General features: G+C 53.1%; 18 protein-coding genes. 10 read left to right on the top strand and 8 right to left on the bottom strand.

Features of this window, described 5'->3' with window-relative positions; translation table 11 throughout:
* Positions 1-108: 108 nt before the first annotated feature.
* The 3 genes from sstT to ACRZ94_RS05350 form a co-directional block, all read right to left on the bottom strand.
* Positions 109-1,338: a serine/threonine transporter SstT gene (gene sstT, locus ACRZ94_RS05360; protein WP_480649971.1), complete on the bottom strand. Its 1,230-nt coding sequence runs from the start codon at positions 1,336-1,338 to the stop codon at positions 109-111.
* A gap of 213 nt (positions 1,339-1,551) precedes the next feature.
* The gene (locus tag ACRZ94_RS05355; protein ID WP_480649972.1) at positions 1,552-2,019 is read right to left on the bottom strand and encodes a cysteine hydrolase family protein; all 468 of its coding nucleotides are present in this window, start codon (positions 2,017-2,019) and stop codon (positions 1,552-1,554) included.
* Positions 2,020-2,036: 17 nt separating this feature from the next.
* A complete protein-coding gene (locus ACRZ94_RS05350; protein ID WP_480649973.1) occupies positions 2,037-2,450 on the bottom strand; it encodes a VOC family protein in 414 nt (137 codons plus the stop codon).
* A 363-nt stretch (positions 2,451-2,813) separates the two neighbouring features.
* Here ACRZ94_RS05350 and ACRZ94_RS05345 point away from each other — a divergent pair, with 363 nt between their 5' ends.
* On the top strand, positions 2,814-3,500 hold the full coding sequence (locus ACRZ94_RS05345) for an endonuclease III domain-containing protein (RefSeq protein ID WP_480796832.1): 687 nt from the start codon (positions 2,814-2,816) through the stop codon (positions 3,498-3,500).
* 369 nt (positions 3,501-3,869) lie between these two features.
* Here the strand turns inward: ACRZ94_RS05345 and ACRZ94_RS05340 are convergent, their stop codons facing one another.
* The 3 genes from ACRZ94_RS05340 to ACRZ94_RS05330 all read right to left on the bottom strand — a co-directional run bounded on the left by ACRZ94_RS05340 (position 3,870) and on the right by ACRZ94_RS05330 (position 5,526).
* Complete coding sequence (locus tag ACRZ94_RS05340; RefSeq protein WP_480649975.1) at positions 3,870-4,181, bottom strand: hypothetical protein; 312 nt, start codon at positions 4,179-4,181, stop codon at positions 3,870-3,872.
* A 13-nt stretch (positions 4,182-4,194) separates the two neighbouring features.
* Entirely contained in the window at positions 4,195-4,680 is a 486-nt protein-coding gene (locus ACRZ94_RS05335) for a Panacea domain-containing protein (RefSeq protein ID WP_480649976.1), read from the bottom strand.
* A 432-nt stretch (positions 4,681-5,112) separates the two neighbouring features.
* Positions 5,113-5,526, bottom strand: coding sequence for a hypothetical protein (locus tag ACRZ94_RS05330; RefSeq protein WP_480649977.1), 414 nt, complete (start codon positions 5,524-5,526; stop codon positions 5,113-5,115).
* A gap of 123 nt (positions 5,527-5,649) precedes the next feature.
* On the opposite strand from ACRZ94_RS05330, the gene ACRZ94_RS05325 reads away from it, so the two are divergent.
* The 3 genes from ACRZ94_RS05325 to ACRZ94_RS05315 are packed head-to-tail and all read left to right on the top strand — an operon-like array spanning position 5,650 to position 8,932.
* Positions 5,650-7,143 carry a recombinase family protein gene (locus ACRZ94_RS05325; protein ID WP_480796923.1) on the top strand — a complete coding sequence of 498 codons (1,494 nt, stop codon included), beginning with the start codon at positions 5,650-5,652 and terminating at the stop codon, positions 7,141-7,143.
* Positions 7,143-8,036, top strand: coding sequence for a plasmid partitioning protein RepB C-terminal domain-containing protein (locus ACRZ94_RS05320; protein ID WP_480649978.1), 894 nt, complete (start codon positions 7,143-7,145; stop codon positions 8,034-8,036). The genes ACRZ94_RS05325 and ACRZ94_RS05320 overlap by 1 nt, the downstream gene beginning before the upstream one ends.
* Positions 8,033-8,932: a plasmid partitioning protein RepB C-terminal domain-containing protein gene (locus ACRZ94_RS05315; RefSeq protein WP_480649979.1), complete on the top strand. Its 900-nt coding sequence runs from the start codon at positions 8,033-8,035 to the stop codon at positions 8,930-8,932. Before ACRZ94_RS05320 ends, ACRZ94_RS05315 begins: the two co-directional genes overlap by 4 nt.
* Positions 8,933-9,627: 695 nt before the next feature.
* Here the strand turns inward: ACRZ94_RS05315 and ACRZ94_RS05310 are convergent.
* On the bottom strand, positions 9,628-10,419 hold the full coding sequence (locus tag ACRZ94_RS05310; protein ID WP_480649980.1) for a dCTP deaminase domain-containing protein: 792 nt from the start codon (positions 10,417-10,419) through the stop codon (positions 9,628-9,630).
* A gap of 48 nt (positions 10,420-10,467) precedes the next feature.
* Between ACRZ94_RS05310 and ACRZ94_RS05305 the strand changes: the two genes are divergently transcribed.
* On the top strand, positions 10,468-10,932 hold the full coding sequence (locus ACRZ94_RS05305) for a deoxycytidylate deaminase (RefSeq protein ID WP_480649981.1): 465 nt from the start codon (positions 10,468-10,470) through the stop codon (positions 10,930-10,932).
* A gap of 351 nt (positions 10,933-11,283) precedes the next feature.
* On the opposite strand, the gene ACRZ94_RS05300 is transcribed toward ACRZ94_RS05305, so the two are convergent.
* Complete coding sequence (locus ACRZ94_RS05300) at positions 11,284-12,054, bottom strand: hypothetical protein (protein ID WP_480796831.1); 771 nt, start codon at positions 12,052-12,054, stop codon at positions 11,284-11,286.
* A 90-nt stretch (positions 12,055-12,144) separates the two neighbouring features.
* Here ACRZ94_RS05300 and ACRZ94_RS05295 point away from each other — a divergent pair, with 90 nt between their 5' ends.
* The 5 genes from ACRZ94_RS05295 (at position 12,145) to ACRZ94_RS05275 (ending at position 15,555) form a co-directional block, all read left to right on the top strand.
* Positions 12,145-12,348, top strand: coding sequence for a helix-turn-helix domain-containing protein (locus ACRZ94_RS05295; RefSeq protein WP_480649983.1), 204 nt, complete (start codon positions 12,145-12,147; stop codon positions 12,346-12,348).
* 390 nt (positions 12,349-12,738) lie between these two features.
* Entirely contained in the window at positions 12,739-13,209 is a 471-nt protein-coding gene (locus tag ACRZ94_RS05290) for a ParB N-terminal domain-containing protein (protein ID WP_170623029.1), read from the top strand.
* 216 nt (positions 13,210-13,425) lie between these two features.
* Positions 13,426-14,784 carry a site-specific DNA-methyltransferase gene (locus tag ACRZ94_RS05285; protein ID WP_480649985.1) on the top strand — a complete coding sequence of 453 codons (1,359 nt, stop codon included), beginning with the start codon at positions 13,426-13,428 and terminating at the stop codon, positions 14,782-14,784.
* Positions 14,781-15,164 (top strand): DUF5681 domain-containing protein, encoded by a 384-nt coding sequence (locus ACRZ94_RS05280; protein WP_480796830.1) that lies wholly within the window; start codon positions 14,781-14,783, stop codon positions 15,162-15,164. Before ACRZ94_RS05285 ends, ACRZ94_RS05280 begins: the two co-directional genes overlap by 4 nt.
* Entirely contained in the window at positions 15,157-15,555 is a 399-nt protein-coding gene (locus tag ACRZ94_RS05275) for a DUF5681 domain-containing protein (RefSeq protein ID WP_480649987.1), read from the top strand. The genes ACRZ94_RS05280 and ACRZ94_RS05275 overlap by 8 nt, the downstream gene beginning before the upstream one ends.
* The last annotated feature ends 93 nt before the right edge of the window (positions 15,556-15,648 follow it).

The following is a 15,648-nucleotide window of genomic DNA, read 5'->3' as shown; positions in this document are numbered from 1 at the left end:
TTAACATTTTTATCGGTGTCCGCTCAAGCAGTCACTGTGAACTTCTTTGAAGTTGGCCCGCAGCGGCTGATCTGTTTCGGCCGCTGCAGGCCAGTTTTTGTCGGGCGTTCAGGCCGCGACCTGTTCCATCGGCAGTTTACTTGGGTAGGGATCCCCTTGCTTGTACGACCCGGCCGCCGTGAACAGCACATCGGTGGAAGAGTTCAGCCCGGTTTCAGCCAAGTCCTGCAACACGCCGATGATAAAGCCGATGCTGACCACCTGCATCGCGGTTGCGTTGTCGATGCCAAACAGGCTGGCTGCCATCGGGATCAGCAAGAGCGACCCGCCCGCAACGCCCGATGCTCCGGTCGCGGCAATGGATGCGATGATGCTGAGGAACAGCGCCGAGAGGAAGTCGACCTGAATACCCATCGTGTGCACGGTTGCCAGCGTCATCACCGTGATGGTAATCGCCGCGCCAGCCATGTTGATCGTCGCACCGATGGGGATGGTGACCGAATAGGTTTCCTCATCCAGACCCATGCGGCGGCACAGTTCCATGTTCACCGGAATATTGGCGGCCGAACTGCGCATGAAAAACGCGGTGATGCCGGATTCCTTGAGGCAGGTGAAGACCAGCGGATAGGGGTTCTTGCGGATGCGCAGGAATACGATCAGCGGGTTCATCACCAGCGCCATAAACGCCATGCAACCGATCAGAACCAGCAGCAGGTGACCATAGCTGGCCAGGGTCGCAAATCCGGTTTCTGCAATGGTCGACGCCACGATGCCAAAGATACCAATGGGGGCAACTCGGATGATGGCCGCGACGATCTTGGTTATGGCACTGTCCAGATCGGACATGATTGTCTTGGTCGTGTCGCTGGCATGGCGGAACACCAGCCCAAGGCCCACAGCCCAGGCCAGAATGCCGATGTAGTTCGCCTGTGCCAGCGCGTTCACCGGATTGTCGACGATTTTCAGCAGGATGTTCTTGACCACTTCGGCCAGACCGTCCGGGGCCTCAAGCAATTCGGGTGTGCCGGTCAGGTGCAGGGTCACCGGGAACAGATAGCTGGCGGCCACCGCTACCAGAGCGGCGGCAAAGGTTCCCAGGATGTACAGCAGTACAACTGGCCCCATGCGGGCCTGACTGTCTTTTTTGTGGTTGGTGATCGCGGCGCAGACCAGGATCAGCACCAGAACAGGTGCAACCGCTTTCAGCGCATCGACAAAGAAGTCGCCCAGCAACCCAACGGCCGATCCAGCGGCTGGCCAAAATGTGGCGAGAAGGGCACCAGCCACAAGACCGATGATGATTTGCGTAACCAGGCTACCGCGCAGAATGAAATTCATGGGGACCATCCTGTATGAACAAGGGCCTGCCGGGCTCGTCCGTTTCGGCAGACACGGTTAAAAATGAAGGGATGAGGGGAATATGGCCGCTCTGAAACCGATTTAAACGATGGCGCGCTTTACGTATCGTAAGTCCAATTACCTGTTCGCACCGAACTGCGCTGAAATTAGAATAAGTTTCAGTGGTATATAAGAATTTTATCCTGTCCCATGTCAGGCGATTTCTAAATGATTCTTCATGATCTGACCAAAGTGATGACGCCATAAATCCAGCCCAAGCTTACCGCTGCGATCAAGGGAAGACCCGACAACTGCATCTGCGATCATGGTCGGCTGAAGCCCCGCATCGAACAGAGCGAACCCTGCGGCCAGCACACAGGTTTCTGCCTGAATACCGCACACCAGAACGCGGTCGATATTCCAGGCGCGGAACTGTTCAATGACCTCTGGCGGCGGCCCGTACCCGTATTTCAAGACGGTCTTGTCTGTATGAACAAGGCTGTCATCGATCGAGCGGGGCTTCCATCCAAGCTGTTTGAAAAAGGGTACCTTTGCTTCGTCATTGCGTTCGACCGTAGCGATGGATGGAAAGCGCGTCGCAACATGCTGGCAGCGTTCGACCAACCAGTCCGGCGGGTCAAAGCTGGGTTGAACATCTACGACCAGTACAGCTTGTTTCAACTGCGGCTCCTTTGGTTTCAGACCGCTTGGTGAACCTCGATGATATTGCCTTCGGGGTCGTGAAAGAACAGCTGATGCCATTCCTTGGCAAAGGCGGTTCCGTAGTCCGAGTAGTGAATTCCGTTGTCGTCCAATAGCTTTTTGAACGCCTCGATATCATCGGTGCGAAAGGCGATATGGCCGCGCTCAACCGGGTTGATCGCCTCGCCATGTTTGAACGCAACATCCAGATTTCTTTCGGCAAGATGCATTTGCATCGTGCCATCGGTGGCAAAGCGGATTTTACCGCTGTAGCCCGAGCTTTCGGTTTCATCCGAGCGGGGGAAATTCTCGATCGGAATATCCGCAAGCCCAAGGACCTGAGTATAAAAACGGTGCAACCGCTCGACATTATCCGAGACATAGTTGATGTGGTGAAATTCAAGCTTCATGACGCGCGAGCCCTTAGGTTGCCAAGTGTTGCTCACCAAATCCCAAGAACCACAGGCTGGCAAGTCATGACTATCTGGCCAAGCAGCGGCACTTTGGAAGAATGAAGCCAAAAAGGAACCATGGCACTTTAGAGTGTTTGCAGCTGGGCGGTCCTTCCCAAAAGCTATTTGAAAGCAGGGACTTCCACGTGAGAAACGTACCGTTTAGACGTGCTTTAACGTCGATGGGACGGAAATCCGAAGGCAGATCAGCAGCTTTTCGAAGAGTCTCCTTTTTTCCAAGTAAGGTATTTCGCGACCCAGTGTTGATGTTCGCTACTTGTTCACGATCCTGCTATATTGCTCACCATGCAGCTACTCTTGATGCCTGACGAACGTACTGATCGTTTGATCGCAATCCATCGACGGCTTTCTTGCTGTTTTGGCCAGCCCGGGCCGTATTTCCTGCTGGAGCCTGTGTCACAACTGGTCGTGGGTCTAATTGGTGGAAGGACCCGCGGGGAGGTATCGGCTGCGGCCTTTCTCCGCCTTCGCGAAGGATTTAGGAATTGGGAAAGCCTTCGGGACGCGCCTGTCGACGAAATTCGGCGTTTCATCTCTGAGGTCACGTTTTCTGACGTTAAGGCAGCAAGGCTGAAAAAAGCACTTCAGGCAGTCACCGCTAGCCAGGGTGCGTTAACGCTCGATTTTCTTGAGGTGTTTTCGGTGAATTATGCCCTCGGTTGGTTGGAGCAGCTGCCGGGCGTTGGCCGGAAAACAGCCGCGGCTGTCCTGAACTTTAGCACCCTAAGAAAGCCTGCTATCGTTCTGGACACCCATCATTTGCGTGTTCTCTGCCGTCTTGGCATGATCGGGCGTTACGATAGCACTGTCGAGGTCTACGAACGACTGGTTCCAATACTGCCCCGCGACTGGAACGCCAAGGATATCGATGACCATCATCAGCTCGTCAAAATGCTTGGCCAAACGCTGTGTCGTCCAACACAACCGGTGTGTTTTCTGTGCCCATTGCGTGAACTTTGCATGACTGGTTCGGCTAAATCAGGCTAGTTCGAAAGCGAAGGCAAGACAGGTTGTGAAAGGCCGCGGTCAGGTACTGTTGCTGTGTTCAACTCAAATTCTCAGCGCGAAGATCACTGAAATGCTTCGTCACTTCTCTGCACTTTGATCTATAGACTCATCCAAAGCCACCAAACTCGTACCGCCGGAATCGCGAACTGAGACTGCGGCCGGAAATCAACCATTGTTGCGCTCACATTCGGGTCTCAGCTCAAAACGCCAAAAGCTAAGTCTCTGAAAATTTGCTACAATCGGCGGCTTATTATTCAGTGCGTGATTTTAGGGAAAATCATGGCTGGGGTGGTAGGATTAAAATTTTTCAAAAATACATTAAATTACAGATAGTTACGACCGTACACCTCAAAGAATGTTGCGGGATTTGTTGCGGGAAATTCCGCGCTGCAGCATCCGAATTTTCAATCTGGTTTCCGTCTGCAACTGTTCGAGAGTTGGCGGAGGAGACAGGTCTAGACCACGTGTCACACCGTAGATGTTTGGAATTGCTCGCCGGAATTGCTCGTATGAACTCATCCGACCACCGGCCAATGCTCTATCAAGATAGGTGCGGAGATGATCTTTTCGCATCGCCACTGGTTGAGCCATCGCAACCGCGAGATCAACAAATTGGATTCTACCTAGAAGGCCTTTGACCTTCCTCATTTTTCTGCTCAAGAGATACCTCTTGCTACTCGGTTATGCCTTCAAACCTTTCGGCAATGGTCCGGTTTTCGATTCTCATGCCGACGTTTACCCGTACCTTAGCATCTTCCATGGTTTGTGACCAAGGTGTACCGGGCTGGTGTGTCATCTCAACTAACTCAAAACTGGGTACATCGAGATACAATGGAAGGTGCTTTTCGATTGTATCAATCGCGGCGTTGTCTGAGATTTTCGGGAGTTCTCGTTTTACGCGCTTTATGGGATCAAAAGCACTCGCCAGTTCGCGTATTGGCTGATCGCCAAACTTCTTGAACGACCCTCTTAATACTCTCTGTACCGGTCCATAATCCCACGCTTCAAATTCTGTCGAGATGAGCGGCGCACCGTGCTCAACTAGGTGGTGCCCATGAAGAAAATAGCAGATTTTTTGGATGTCGATCTGCGTAAGGTCATATCCCGCTTCCCAAGCTCTCTCGAGGACATAGTTCGCAACTGCTCTGGCATCATACATTTGTTTTTCCTGTTTTTGCCTGCGCGCAGCCTAGGCGAAGATGAGTGATTTGCCTAGGTGGGCTGATTCTTCACGTGTGAGAAAAGTTGCTCGAAAACAGCTACAAAAGGGTTGGAATCCGTACCTGTGAGCCATCAAAAATGTTGCGGGATTGTTGCGGGATCCCTCAACATTTTTTATTCAATAAAATTAATTACTTACGTGAAAATGGCTGTGCAGGCAGTTTGCAGCTAGCCAGTCTCACCCAAAATTCCCTGAAAACAGGGAATTTTACAGGGAAAACGCACCGTTTTGGCGCTACTTGAGGTCCGTAGGTCTGAAATCTGCAAACAGATCAATGGTTTGTGGGCGAATTCCCTGAATGTCCAAACAGGGAAGCTTTTGCGCCTTTTCAGTGAAAACTCAGGGTACTGCAGGGAAAGGGTGGCTCTTTCAAGTTTCCTTTCCCATGATTTCGTCCGTCGTTGTCAGCATTCGAACAAGAGATTTCCGGAGACACGCAAGCTCTAAAGATATGCAAACTTCGCTTCGGCCGCAAAGAGCCATAACAGTTATAGCGACTTCGTCTGAATGCCGCATGAGTTCAATCAGGTGTTCGCCAGCGGGTCCATTGGCTCCGGCAAGCCAGTTCTTTGCGGTTCGCTCTGAGACACCTGCCCAGTTCATTGACGCTTTTACCGCCCGGTGTGATCCTCCAAGTTCGCGTTTCAGCGCCGCCGCTAATTCCAGTCGATAGTCTAATTTGTTCATCTGCCAATGTCCTGGTTTGGAAAAGTGTTGCCCATCTTCGGAAATACTTTTCCGAAGATGGGCGATTAAGCTTTGGCGCACAGGAATCACGGCCATTCCCGACAGTTGTGTAATTCGACGAATGGAGGTGCGTTGCACTTGAATTGGCGCGACGATTTTTACGAGAGCTCCGACGCTCCTGAAACGCGGCGCGCTATCCGCGGGGCGCAATACGTGCGCATGTCGACGGAACACCAGCGCTATTCGACTGAGAACCAATCCGATGCCATTGCTCAGTATGCCCGACAACGAGGTATTGATATCGTTCGAACATACTCGGATGAAGGTAAGAGTGGCCTGCGAATCCAGGGGCGCGACGGGCTGAAACAGCTCATCGACGATATACAGTCCGGGCGTGCCGATTTCGAAACAGTTCTCGTCTACGACATCAGTCGCTGGGGTCGGTTTCAGGATGCTGATGAAAGCGCCTACTACGAGTACATCTGCAAACGCGCCGGTATTTCCGTCGTGTATTGCGCTGAACAATTCGAAAACGACGGCAGCCCGGTCTCGACAATTGTCAAAGGCGTTAAGCGCGCCATGGCCGGCGAGTATAGCCGGGAGCTTTCTCAAAAAGTATTCACCGGACAGTGTCGCCTGATTGAAAGAGGGTATCGGCAGGGCGGGCCACCCGGTTTCGGTCTGAGGCGTATGCTGATTGACGAACATGGCGAACCGAAAGGCATTCTCAAACAGGGACAGCACAAGAGTATTCAGACGGACAGGGTCACTCTGGTTCCGGGCCCCGCGGAGGAGGTTGCCATTGTCCAGGAGATATTCCGATCATTTGTCGACGATGGGAAATCGGAAGCGGACATTGCAGAAAGCCTGAATTCCCGTGGAATTCTGACCGACCTGGAGCGCGCCTGGACCCGCGGTACCGTGCATCAGATTTTGATCAACGAGAAATACATCGGAAACAACGTCTGGAACCGAAGTTCTTTCAAGCTGAAGAAACATCGCGTTCAAAACGATCCAGATATCTGGGTCAGGGCAGAGGGTGCGTTCGAGGCGATTGTCGATCCAGAACTTTTTGCTGCAGCAGGAGCAATCGTCGTAGCGAGATCAGCCAGACTGACTGACGATGAAATGCTGGAAGGCTTGCGCGATATTCTTCAGGCTCAGGGATATCTGTCAGGCCTGATCATCGATGAAGCAGACACGCTTCCTTCAAGCGGCTCATACCGTACGCGTTTTGGCAGCCTGCTTCGGGCTTATCAGCTTGTCGGCTTTCAGCCTGATCGCGATTACAGATATGTCGAAATCAACAGACGCTTGCGGGACATTCATCCTGACATCGTTGCACATACGATCGCAGGAATTGGCGAGGTTGGCGGAAATGTGGAACGGGATCCCGTTACGGATCTTCTGACAATTAACAACGAGTTCACTGCGTCGCTCGTCGTTGTGCGATGTCACGAAACCAACGCCGGGTCTCTCCGCTGGAACATCCGTTTTGACACGAGTCTGAAACCCGACATCACTGTTGCCGTCCGGATGGATCGGCCCAACAGGAAACCACTCGACTATTACCTGCTCCCGGGTATCGACATTACATTGCCACGCCTTCGGCTTGCTGAAAACAACGGCCTGTCACTTGACGCCTACCGTTTCGACACATTCACTCCGTTGTCTGAAATGGCGGTTCAGGTCCCAATTCCGGAGGCCGCTTGATGACTTACCGTGCTTCTCAGATCGCGGAATTGATCCCCATTGATCTGATTTCAGTCGTTAATCCCCGCATTCGCAACCGAAGGGCCTTTGAAGCTATGGTCGACAGTATCGCAGAGCTGGGGCTGAAGCGGCCAATCACGGTTGCAAAAAGAGATGGCGAGGATGGACTTCGCTATGATCTTGTATGTGGTCAGGGTCGGCTCGAGGCTTTTAAGGAACTGGGCCAGGACGAAATCCCTGCAATTGTGATCACTGCAAGCAACGAAGATTGCCTTGTTATGAGTCTTGTTGAGAATCTGGCGCGACGCCATCATAAGGCCCTGGATCTACTCCGTGATATCAAAGGCCTGAAAAACAGAGGATATTCAGACGCGGAGATCGCGAAAAAAACTTATCTTTCAATGAAATATGTGCGGGGTGTTCTCCGGTTGCTGGAAAGGGGGGAACACCGGCTGCTCAGAGCAGTAGAAAGTGGCAAAATTCCTGTGAGTGTTGCCGTCGATATTGCGGATGCGGAGGACAGCAATATTCAGGTCATTCTGCGTCAGGCTTACGAAAACAATCTGTTGCGCGGTGGTAAACTCCTTGCCGCAAAACGTTTGGTAGAAGCTCGCCAAAAACATGGCAAAGGGCAGATTGGTACAGATAAACGGCAAAGGCGATCATTGTCCGTCGAAAGCCTGCTGCGCACATACCAGAATGACGTTGAAAAAAAGCAGGTTTTGCTTCGTAAAGCGACGGCAACCCGCAATGAACTGATGTTCATCACAGAAGCTCTTCGGACTTTGCTGAACGACGAGAATTTCGTGACGCTGTTGCGGGCGGAGAGTCTTGCGACACTTCCCAAAAAGCTAACGGACAGGCTTTCTTCAAGGACGGGAGAGATACAATGATGCGCGATAAGCTGGAAAAACCCATCGAACTGGCGTTCGAAAAGGAGCTGGTTCGGATCGCGCTGGATCGTATCTGCCCGCTCTACGCCGTTCAGAAAGGTACAAAGGAGACGGTTAAGTACGCTCAGGTTGCTGCATCAATCAGGGAAATTGGTCTTGTCGAGCCTTTGGTCATCGCGCCTGACAAATCCGACCCTGAAAACTACATTTTGCTTGATGGGCATCTCCGGCATGCGATTCTGCTGGATCGCGGTGCGAAAGACGTGCTTTGTCAGATCTCCACTGACGATGAAGCCTTCACCTACAACAAACGCATCAGCCGGCTCGCTACGATCCAGGAACACAAAATGATCCTGATGGCTCTTAAGCGAGGCGTTCCGGAAGGGCGACTGGCGCGCGCTCTCAATATCAACGTTAAAACACTTCAGGAAAAGAGGCGCCTGCTGGACGGGATTTGTCCGGAGGCGGCCGAATTGCTGAAGGACAAACAGGTTACACTGACGAGCTTTCGAATTCTCAGAAAGATGAAGCCGCTGCGTCAAATCGAGGCTGCGGAATTGATGGTGACAATGAACAAATACACGGTGAACTACGCACGTTCGCTGTTGGCAGCAACACCTGAAAGTCAGTTGGTTAATCCCGATAAACCCAAGGCTGCGAAAGGTGTTTCACGCCAGCAGTTGGAGTTGATGGAGCGCGAGTCTGCCAATCTGGAACGTGAGCTGCGATTGGTTGAAGATACCTACGGATCCGATCATCTCGATCTGGTTCTGGCACGCGGATACGTTTCGAAACTCGTCAGCAATGCTCGGATTACGCGATACATTGAAATGCACCACGCCGAGTTTCTGCCTGAGTTTGAAAAGATAACGGAGACGGAGGCCCTGACTTCCTGATCTGAGTGGTTTTGGTCAATTAGGGCCGGATCACGACCGGGGACCCGGACCCAATGAAGCGCGGGGACCGCAGGAGACGCCGCACGGTGGGGCGGATCGAGTGCGGAGGTGGGGATGGCGGCGACCCCGTGCGGAGCCCACTATTCCGGTATTGTACACCCGGCTGATACTGTGAGTTTGCTCACAAATTTGCAGCGCGTTGGATAGTCAACCCACCAACGCGCTGCATTTTGGCTGGATAAGGGCCGTTATGTTAAATCGTGAAGTTACAGCCTAGATTTCCTCCGGTTCGCTGGTCGCTCGCGATGTATTGGCCGCTGATGTGTGCCCAGAAATCTGAGGTAGCATTCGGCAGATAGCCAGCCAGAAGCGGTCATTCCACGGCCACCACTTTTGGGAGAAAGCAGACGTTCTGTGCTGATCAAAGTTTGTAAAGTCGGTCACAGAGCCATCGTTTGCTGCATACAAAAAGCCTGCTGCAAATGTGAAGTTTACAACACCAATCCACCCCACGTGCAGTGGGCTGCTGCTCAGCAGCGCCTGAGATCGCCGAGCTGATGTACCAAAGACCAATCACGCACTGGCTTTCTATTTGGACCACTCAAATTGGCATGTTTTCAGTCTACTGATGAAAGCTACAGACTGCTGTGGAATTTATGATCCAACGTGAGCCTGCATCGGTGGACGTCGTCTTTTCACTTGGTGGGCTCAGACTTGGCATCGTTGGGATCAGTTATGTTATCTAAGGGAGCAATTTCACCTTCCAACGAAGCAGCCTCAGTGTTTTGAACCTTGTGTGCGAGGGACGCTACCTGCGCTATTAGCTCAACTATTTCTTCCCTCAACTGCGAGGTCGTTTGTCTACTGTCGAAGACAGCGGGCAAGACCCAAGATACAGCAAGTTGCAGAAGCGCAAACATAAGCGCAGCCAGGCCCACCCAAGTGAGCGCCGAATTGCGCATCTTTTCCATCGCAACTTCTCCTGCCTTGTCAGCCACCTTATCGGCATTCAAGAACTGACGCCCAAAGGTCGTCATAGCGGTCTTGCGAACTTCGTTTTCATAGTTTTCAACGGTGGGCCCTTGTTGGAGCTCCGACACTGGCGAATGCTTGAAGAGTGAAACCCGCAAAAATACATCGCCCTTACTGATTGCAAAGGGAACCTTGCTGAAGTTGAAGAGGGTAGTGGAGACAGGGCAATCCCACCCCGGGTCCACGACACCGACGGTCAACGCCCAAATACCCTTGTGCGTCATGCTGGTTTTGTAGGATACGTGCGCGGTAATGTCAGCGGGAAGGCTAAAGACCTCAGCCGAAGTCACCTGAACCATCTCATTGGGTTGCAGGTTGTATGGGCCAACGATCTCTTGGCCCTCATCGTTGAAAATGCTGCCAACCGTGAGGTCGAAGCTGGATGCGCGCTTTTTGGGGTTACCCTCTCGAAAGAACTTCTTATTATCTAGTTCTTTTCCCGCAAGTAGTGTCATTTGGTCCTCTAAAAGTGACTTCGGCTTCAATACCTGGAACGATATGCCATGGAACTGATGAAATTTGACAAAGACTTTTTACGACGGTGCAACGAACTCCACGAGTTCAGCCACGACCCCCACCGTCAAGTCGGTGCGGTCATCATCGATGCTGATGGGCAGATATTGTCAGAAGGTGCAAACGCGCCCCCCAAGTCCTTAGGGCTGTCACCGGCCGATAGCTTACAGGCTATCGAGGGCGATCCAGATTGGAAGTACTTCGTGCTGGAACACGCGGAGCGGAACGCCATTAACTCGGCGCTTGCGAAGGGCGTAACGTTAGATGGCACAACAATGTATGCTTCACTGTTTCCATGTGCGGACTGCGCCCGAGCAATCGTCGCAGCAGGTATAACCCGCCTAGTGGTGCCAAACCTCGGAGGCGACACCGAGCGGGATAAAAAATGGAAGACGCACTACCTCTACGCAAAAGAAATCTTTCGCTTGGGGGGCGTAAAAGTCGATTTCGAATAGCAACGCACAATATTCGGGTTCTCATGGAAGTTTTAATACCTGTCTATCCGGCAGTGAAGTCTTGAGATAACGCGGGCTTGGGCCGGACGATCATGCCTTGTTTGCAAACTCGTGAAATTGGAGCAACGGCAGCAATGGGCTCTTCTGTCCGAAGTTTTTCAAGGCGTGAAGGTCCGCTTTCAGGAAGCGGCCTTGAGAACTGCTATACTCGCTGTCTGCGCGTTGCTGCCCTATGTGGTCGGTGTCGTATTTTGTGATCGGCTGACCTGAGGCCGCCGAAGACATTGATTGTAGGCGCCATTTAGGTTCGGATTTTTGGGGGTCGTAAACTGAAGACTAGGTTCAGTCGTGTCAGCGAGTTCTTTCCCTAGTCCAGACTGCATAATCCAACTGTCGTGGCGACCAGTCGCATCCTCGTATAGCCAGCACTGAGATCACGTTTTGCAGCAGCGATCTAGCGAACTCCGGCGTGACGCGTTCAGGTTTCATGTTCGTCGCATTAGCGATGTAGCGCTGAACCATCCGGTCCGGTTTGATCAGGTTGTCGTCACCTGCAAGCATCCGAAAGTAGTCAAATGAAATCCCGCTTCCCTGACCCGGAATGTCGCGGACCTGCTTTTCGACCAAAGTCAGCCGGGTTTCGGTCATGTCCCCAAAATCTTCGATCCCGTTTTCTTTCAACACTTCAGCAAATTGACGCACTGCTACTGCTTTTAGAATGCCAGAGCGAGTCGATGTGCGCTGCCGGTTGCTGAAGAGGTCATCAGCCATCTGTTCCGGCGTCAGGCCATCAAACAGCGCCAGAAACTCACTGATGGTGTGCTCGCCGGTTGAGCGAGGCGCATCCGGCGCCAGCGACTTCGTCCAGCCCTGGCGCTCGCAAAACCCGGCCACCGTGTTTGCGGTGGAGGTGTATGTGACGCCAATAGAAAACACCGCATCGATTATACAAAGCGGCAGGGAGGCGTAGAAGAACTCCGCGGGCAGGGGCAGCGGCTTCAGACCGGTTTCAATGATATAGTTCGCGACCAGATTTGCCTGGTCTTCAATTGTCACCCCAAGCTCGCCAACCGCTGTTTCTGAATTCAGCATATCAATTCCTTTGTCGTCGATCAGTGACATCGACAAATGCTTTCTGAAGGGTGGAAGTCAACATAAAATGTCACTGATCGTCTGTAGACGGATCGGCGACATCCCGTGCCTTTGGGGGTCATGGATGTTCGTGACCGTCTCAGTGGAAACATGCGGCGTCTGCGCCGGTCGAAACACTGGTCGCAGGAAGAGCTCGCGCATCAGTCCGGCATCCACAGAACCTACATCAGTGATCTCGAACGCGGGGCCAGAAATCCCACGATAGAAGTGGTGGACAAGATAGCTGTTGCGCTGGGCGTACCCTGCGGCGAGCTACTGGACTGAGCCGAAGCCGAATCACGTCAGGGTTGAGAGGCCGCGGTAGGGCCCCGAGTGAACCGTTTGCCCGGTGCGAAATCACGGCGAAACCGGCCTGAATGTCATTTTTGTATAAGCCATTTATAATTCTGGCATCTCTACCAAAAAAAGTTCTTGAAATTCCCGCCGAACTTTCCTTTCTGGTGTTCAGCAAGACGCATCCACCGGGTGATCTTGCCTATCAACGGAAGCTGGCAGGTTTGCTGAACCTGCCGGATGTCGGGCTCAGACCCGGCAATTCCGTAAGCGCCTATGAGGCTGCTTACGCATCAACGGAGTTAAGCGGTGACTATCACCGCATGAAATTTCGAAGCCGCCGGATGGTCCGGAGGCAAATGGTGTGTGAGGAGTACTCTGATGCATGCTTCAAAACTGGAACTGCAGGTTCCGAAAATGCCGGTGACAAGCCGGTGGAAAACAGAGCAGGTTTCTCCAAAGAAACTTGTGGATTATGGTCGCGAATACATGCCGCTTCACAGCGGCGAGCAGATCAAGGTGATCGCTGATACGATCCGTAAATTTGGTTTTGCTCTGCCAGTTGTGACAGATGGCCGGGACTCCATTATCTGGGGACCTGGTCGTGTGAAGGCGGCAATAAGACTCAGGTATTCGACGATTCCGACTATTCCACTTCAGTGGATGACCGAGCAGGAAAGGCGCCTGCTGAGTATTGGCATGATCCGCTTTGCCCGTCTCGGAAACTGGTCGCCGGAGATCCTGGATCTTGATGTGCGTGGCCTGAGAGAAACGCAGCTGAACACCGAATTCAAGATCAATGGTGGCTTCTGTGACGCGCGTGGAAACATGTACTATCCGAAGCTGCGCTAAACAGCCTGACCTGAACAAGCGCATACTTTATTAGCTTGTTCACGCGCACAGCGAAGTGATCGGTGGGGGGCCTGCCGATCTTGTGCCGGGAGTTTCCGGCCCTTCGCAGGGATCTGTTGATCCGGCCTCTTCCTGAAACAGCGCAGACCGGTTCCCCGAACGGGGATCTGATCTCTGTCAGGGCGAGCCGGCTGCGCGCATTTGAAAGGCCCCGAAATGGCTGACATTAAATCTCTGCCGGAGGGAACCCGGCTGAAGATCGTATATCGCAAAACGGTTGATCTGATCCCCTATGCCGGCAATGCCCGCACGCACAGTGACAAGCAAATTGATCAGATCGCAGCGTCGATCCGACAGTTTGGCTTTACCAATCCTGTGTTGATCGACGAAAAAGGCGGCATCATTGCCGGCCATGGTCGTGTCGCTGCAGCTAGACGGCTTGGCACTGCCGAGGTGCCGACAGTTGTACTGGCGCATTTGTCGGACGCAGAACGTCGTGCCTATGTCATTGCTGACAACAGACTGGCTGAACTGGCCGGCTGGGATCGCGACATCCTGAAAATCGAATTCCAGGCGCTGGAAGAGCTGGAGCTGGATTTCGATCTGGAAATCACCGGCTTTGAAACGGCCGAACTGGATCTGTTGCTGGATGACGATGATGAAGAAACAGCGGACCCGGCCGATGAGGTGCCGGAGCCCGCTGCAGAACAGGCAATCACGAAGTCCGGTGATGTCTGGATTCTCGGCACGCACAGACTGATCTGCTGTGATGCACGTGATCCCGAGACATATGCAAGCCTGATGGGCGACGATCGTGCGCGCGCTGTGTTTACCGATCCGCCTTACAATGTCAAAATCGATGGTCATGTCTGCGGCTCCGGTGCCGTGAAACACCGTGAGTTTGCAATGGCAGCCGGTGAGATGGATTCAAGTGCCTTTACAGCCTTCCTGGAAGCGTCACTCGGCGCTATGGCTGGTGTCAGTGTCGATGGTGCTATTCACTTTGTCTGCATGGATTGGCGCCACATGCCGGAGCTGCAGTCAGCCGGTTCCAAAACCTATTCAGAGCTAAAAAATCTGATCGTTTGGGCCAAGACCAATGGCGGCATGGGTACGTTTTACCGGTCGAGACATGAGCTGATCTACGTCTGGAAAGTCGGAACCGCTCCACATCTCAACACCTTCGGCCTTGGTGAGAAAGGCAGATACCGGACGAATGTCTGGGACTATCCTGGTGTGAACAGCTTTGGTGGCAATCAGAAAGATCTGGAACTGCACCCGACGGTTAAGCCTGTGGCGCTGGTGGCGGATGCGATCAGAGATGTCACTCGACGCGGTGATATCGTGCTGGACGGCTTTGGTGGCTCCGGCACGACCCTGATAGCTGCGGAGCGCTGTGGCCGCAGAGCCCGCCTGGTGGAACTAGACCCTATCTATTGCGACGTTATCTGCCGCCGCTTTATGGCGCAGACAGGGCAGCAAGCCGTTCTGGAAGCCACCGGTGAGACATTTGCCGAGACGGCCGCTCATCGCGCTGAAGAGGCAATGGCTCTTGCCATGGAGGCTGCAGAATGAGTGACCAGACCAAAACTCAGGTGGGCTATATGCGCCCGCCTGAACACAGCCGCTTCAAAAAGGGGAAATCCGGAAACCCAAAAGGCCGACCCAATAAACAGGATGATATTCTGTCTCTGACGCAAAAGGTGCTGAAGCGTAAAGTCAGGCCTAAAGGAGCAGAAAAGCAGATGCCGATCAGCGAAGCCCTGATCCGTAAACTGAGGGAACTGGCGCTGTCCGGTGATCGGCGTGCCATGGACCTGCAGCGGCGTATCCTGGAAGAGGCTGGTGCCGCCCAAGCTGCTGAGTTTGATCCGAAGGAGAAAAAGCAGCGGATCCTGAATGCGCTACGGAAGATGGGTGTCAATGTCATCGACGATGGAGGTGGAAATGACTGACGCCTACGATATCGGCTATGGCAAACCCCCGAAATCCAGTCAGTGGAAAAAAGGACAGTCTGGCAATCCGAAAGGTCGGCCGAAGACCCGTTCCGATCTGGTGAAAGACGCTGCAGCGATCCTGTCGGAGCCTGTTGCAGCCCGCACACCGGATGGCCGGACTGTGTCGCTGGACGGATATGAAGCTGCCTACCTGGCGCTCTGTAAAAAAGGTCTCAAAGGTCATGTGCCGTCCCTGATCAAAGCGATCAACATTATGCTGGAGGTTCAGCCGGAAATGGATGCCAGAGAAAACCAGGACAAACAGCGCCGCGAAGAGATACTCGCCAGGCTGGAAAAAATGGGTGTCGATGTCAGTGGCGCCAGGCGCGCATCTGCGGATGCTGGCTGAAAAGTTATGCCACTGGTTTTAGCGTCCAGACACGACCCGGATCAGGGGCGGCTGTGTTTTACCCGTCGCCCCTATCGAACACAGTCCCAGGTG

It is taken from the genome of Ruegeria sp. CH10 (assembly GCF_056537125.1).
The sequence above is the reverse complement of the archived record's forward strand: the minus strand, read 5'-3'. Positions and strand labels throughout refer to the sequence as shown.

What these genes read in the sequence shown, in the direction of transcription:
- ACRZ94_RS05330 (WP_480649977.1), bottom strand. Translation starts at nt 5,526, where the DNA reads ATGGCCGTGATTCCTGTGCGCCAAAGCTTAATCGCCCATCTTCGGAAA.
- ACRZ94_RS05325 (WP_480796923.1), top strand. Translation starts at nt 5,650, where the DNA reads ATGTCGACGGAACACCAGCGCTATTCGACTGAGAACCAATCCGATGCC.
- ACRZ94_RS05320 (WP_480649978.1), top strand. Translation starts at nt 7,143, where the DNA reads ATGACTTACCGTGCTTCTCAGATCGCGGAATTGATCCCCATTGATCTG.
- ACRZ94_RS05345 (WP_480796832.1), top strand. Translation starts at nt 2,814, where the DNA reads ATGCCTGACGAACGTACTGATCGTTTGATCGCAATCCATCGACGGCTT.
- ACRZ94_RS05290 (WP_170623029.1), top strand. Translation starts at nt 12,739, where the DNA reads ATGCATGCTTCAAAACTGGAACTGCAGGTTCCGAAAATGCCGGTGACA.
- ACRZ94_RS05335 (WP_480649976.1), bottom strand. Translation starts at nt 4,680, where the DNA reads ATGTATGATGCCAGAGCAGTTGCGAACTATGTCCTCGAGAGAGCTTGG.
- ACRZ94_RS05295 (WP_480649983.1), top strand. Translation starts at nt 12,145, where the DNA reads ATGGATGTTCGTGACCGTCTCAGTGGAAACATGCGGCGTCTGCGCCGG.
- ACRZ94_RS05285 (WP_480649985.1), top strand. Translation starts at nt 13,426, where the DNA reads ATGGCTGACATTAAATCTCTGCCGGAGGGAACCCGGCTGAAGATCGTA.
- ACRZ94_RS05350 (WP_480649973.1), bottom strand. Translation starts at nt 2,450, where the DNA reads ATGAAGCTTGAATTTCACCACATCAACTATGTCTCGGATAATGTCGAG.
- ACRZ94_RS05315 (WP_480649979.1), top strand. Translation starts at nt 8,033, where the DNA reads ATGATGCGCGATAAGCTGGAAAAACCCATCGAACTGGCGTTCGAAAAG.
- ACRZ94_RS05305 (WP_480649981.1), top strand. Translation starts at nt 10,468, where the DNA reads ATGGAACTGATGAAATTTGACAAAGACTTTTTACGACGGTGCAACGAA.
- ACRZ94_RS05310 (WP_480649980.1), bottom strand. Translation starts at nt 10,419, where the DNA reads ATGACACTACTTGCGGGAAAAGAACTAGATAATAAGAAGTTCTTTCGA.
- ACRZ94_RS05275 (WP_480649987.1), top strand. Translation starts at nt 15,157, where the DNA reads ATGACTGACGCCTACGATATCGGCTATGGCAAACCCCCGAAATCCAGT.
- ACRZ94_RS05280 (WP_480796830.1), top strand. Translation starts at nt 14,781, where the DNA reads ATGAGTGACCAGACCAAAACTCAGGTGGGCTATATGCGCCCGCCTGAA.
- ACRZ94_RS05300 (WP_480796831.1), bottom strand. Translation starts at nt 12,054, where the DNA reads ATGTCACTGATCGACGACAAAGGAATTGATATGCTGAATTCAGAAACA.
- sstT (WP_480649971.1), bottom strand. Translation starts at nt 1,338, where the DNA reads ATGAATTTCATTCTGCGCGGTAGCCTGGTTACGCAAATCATCATCGGT.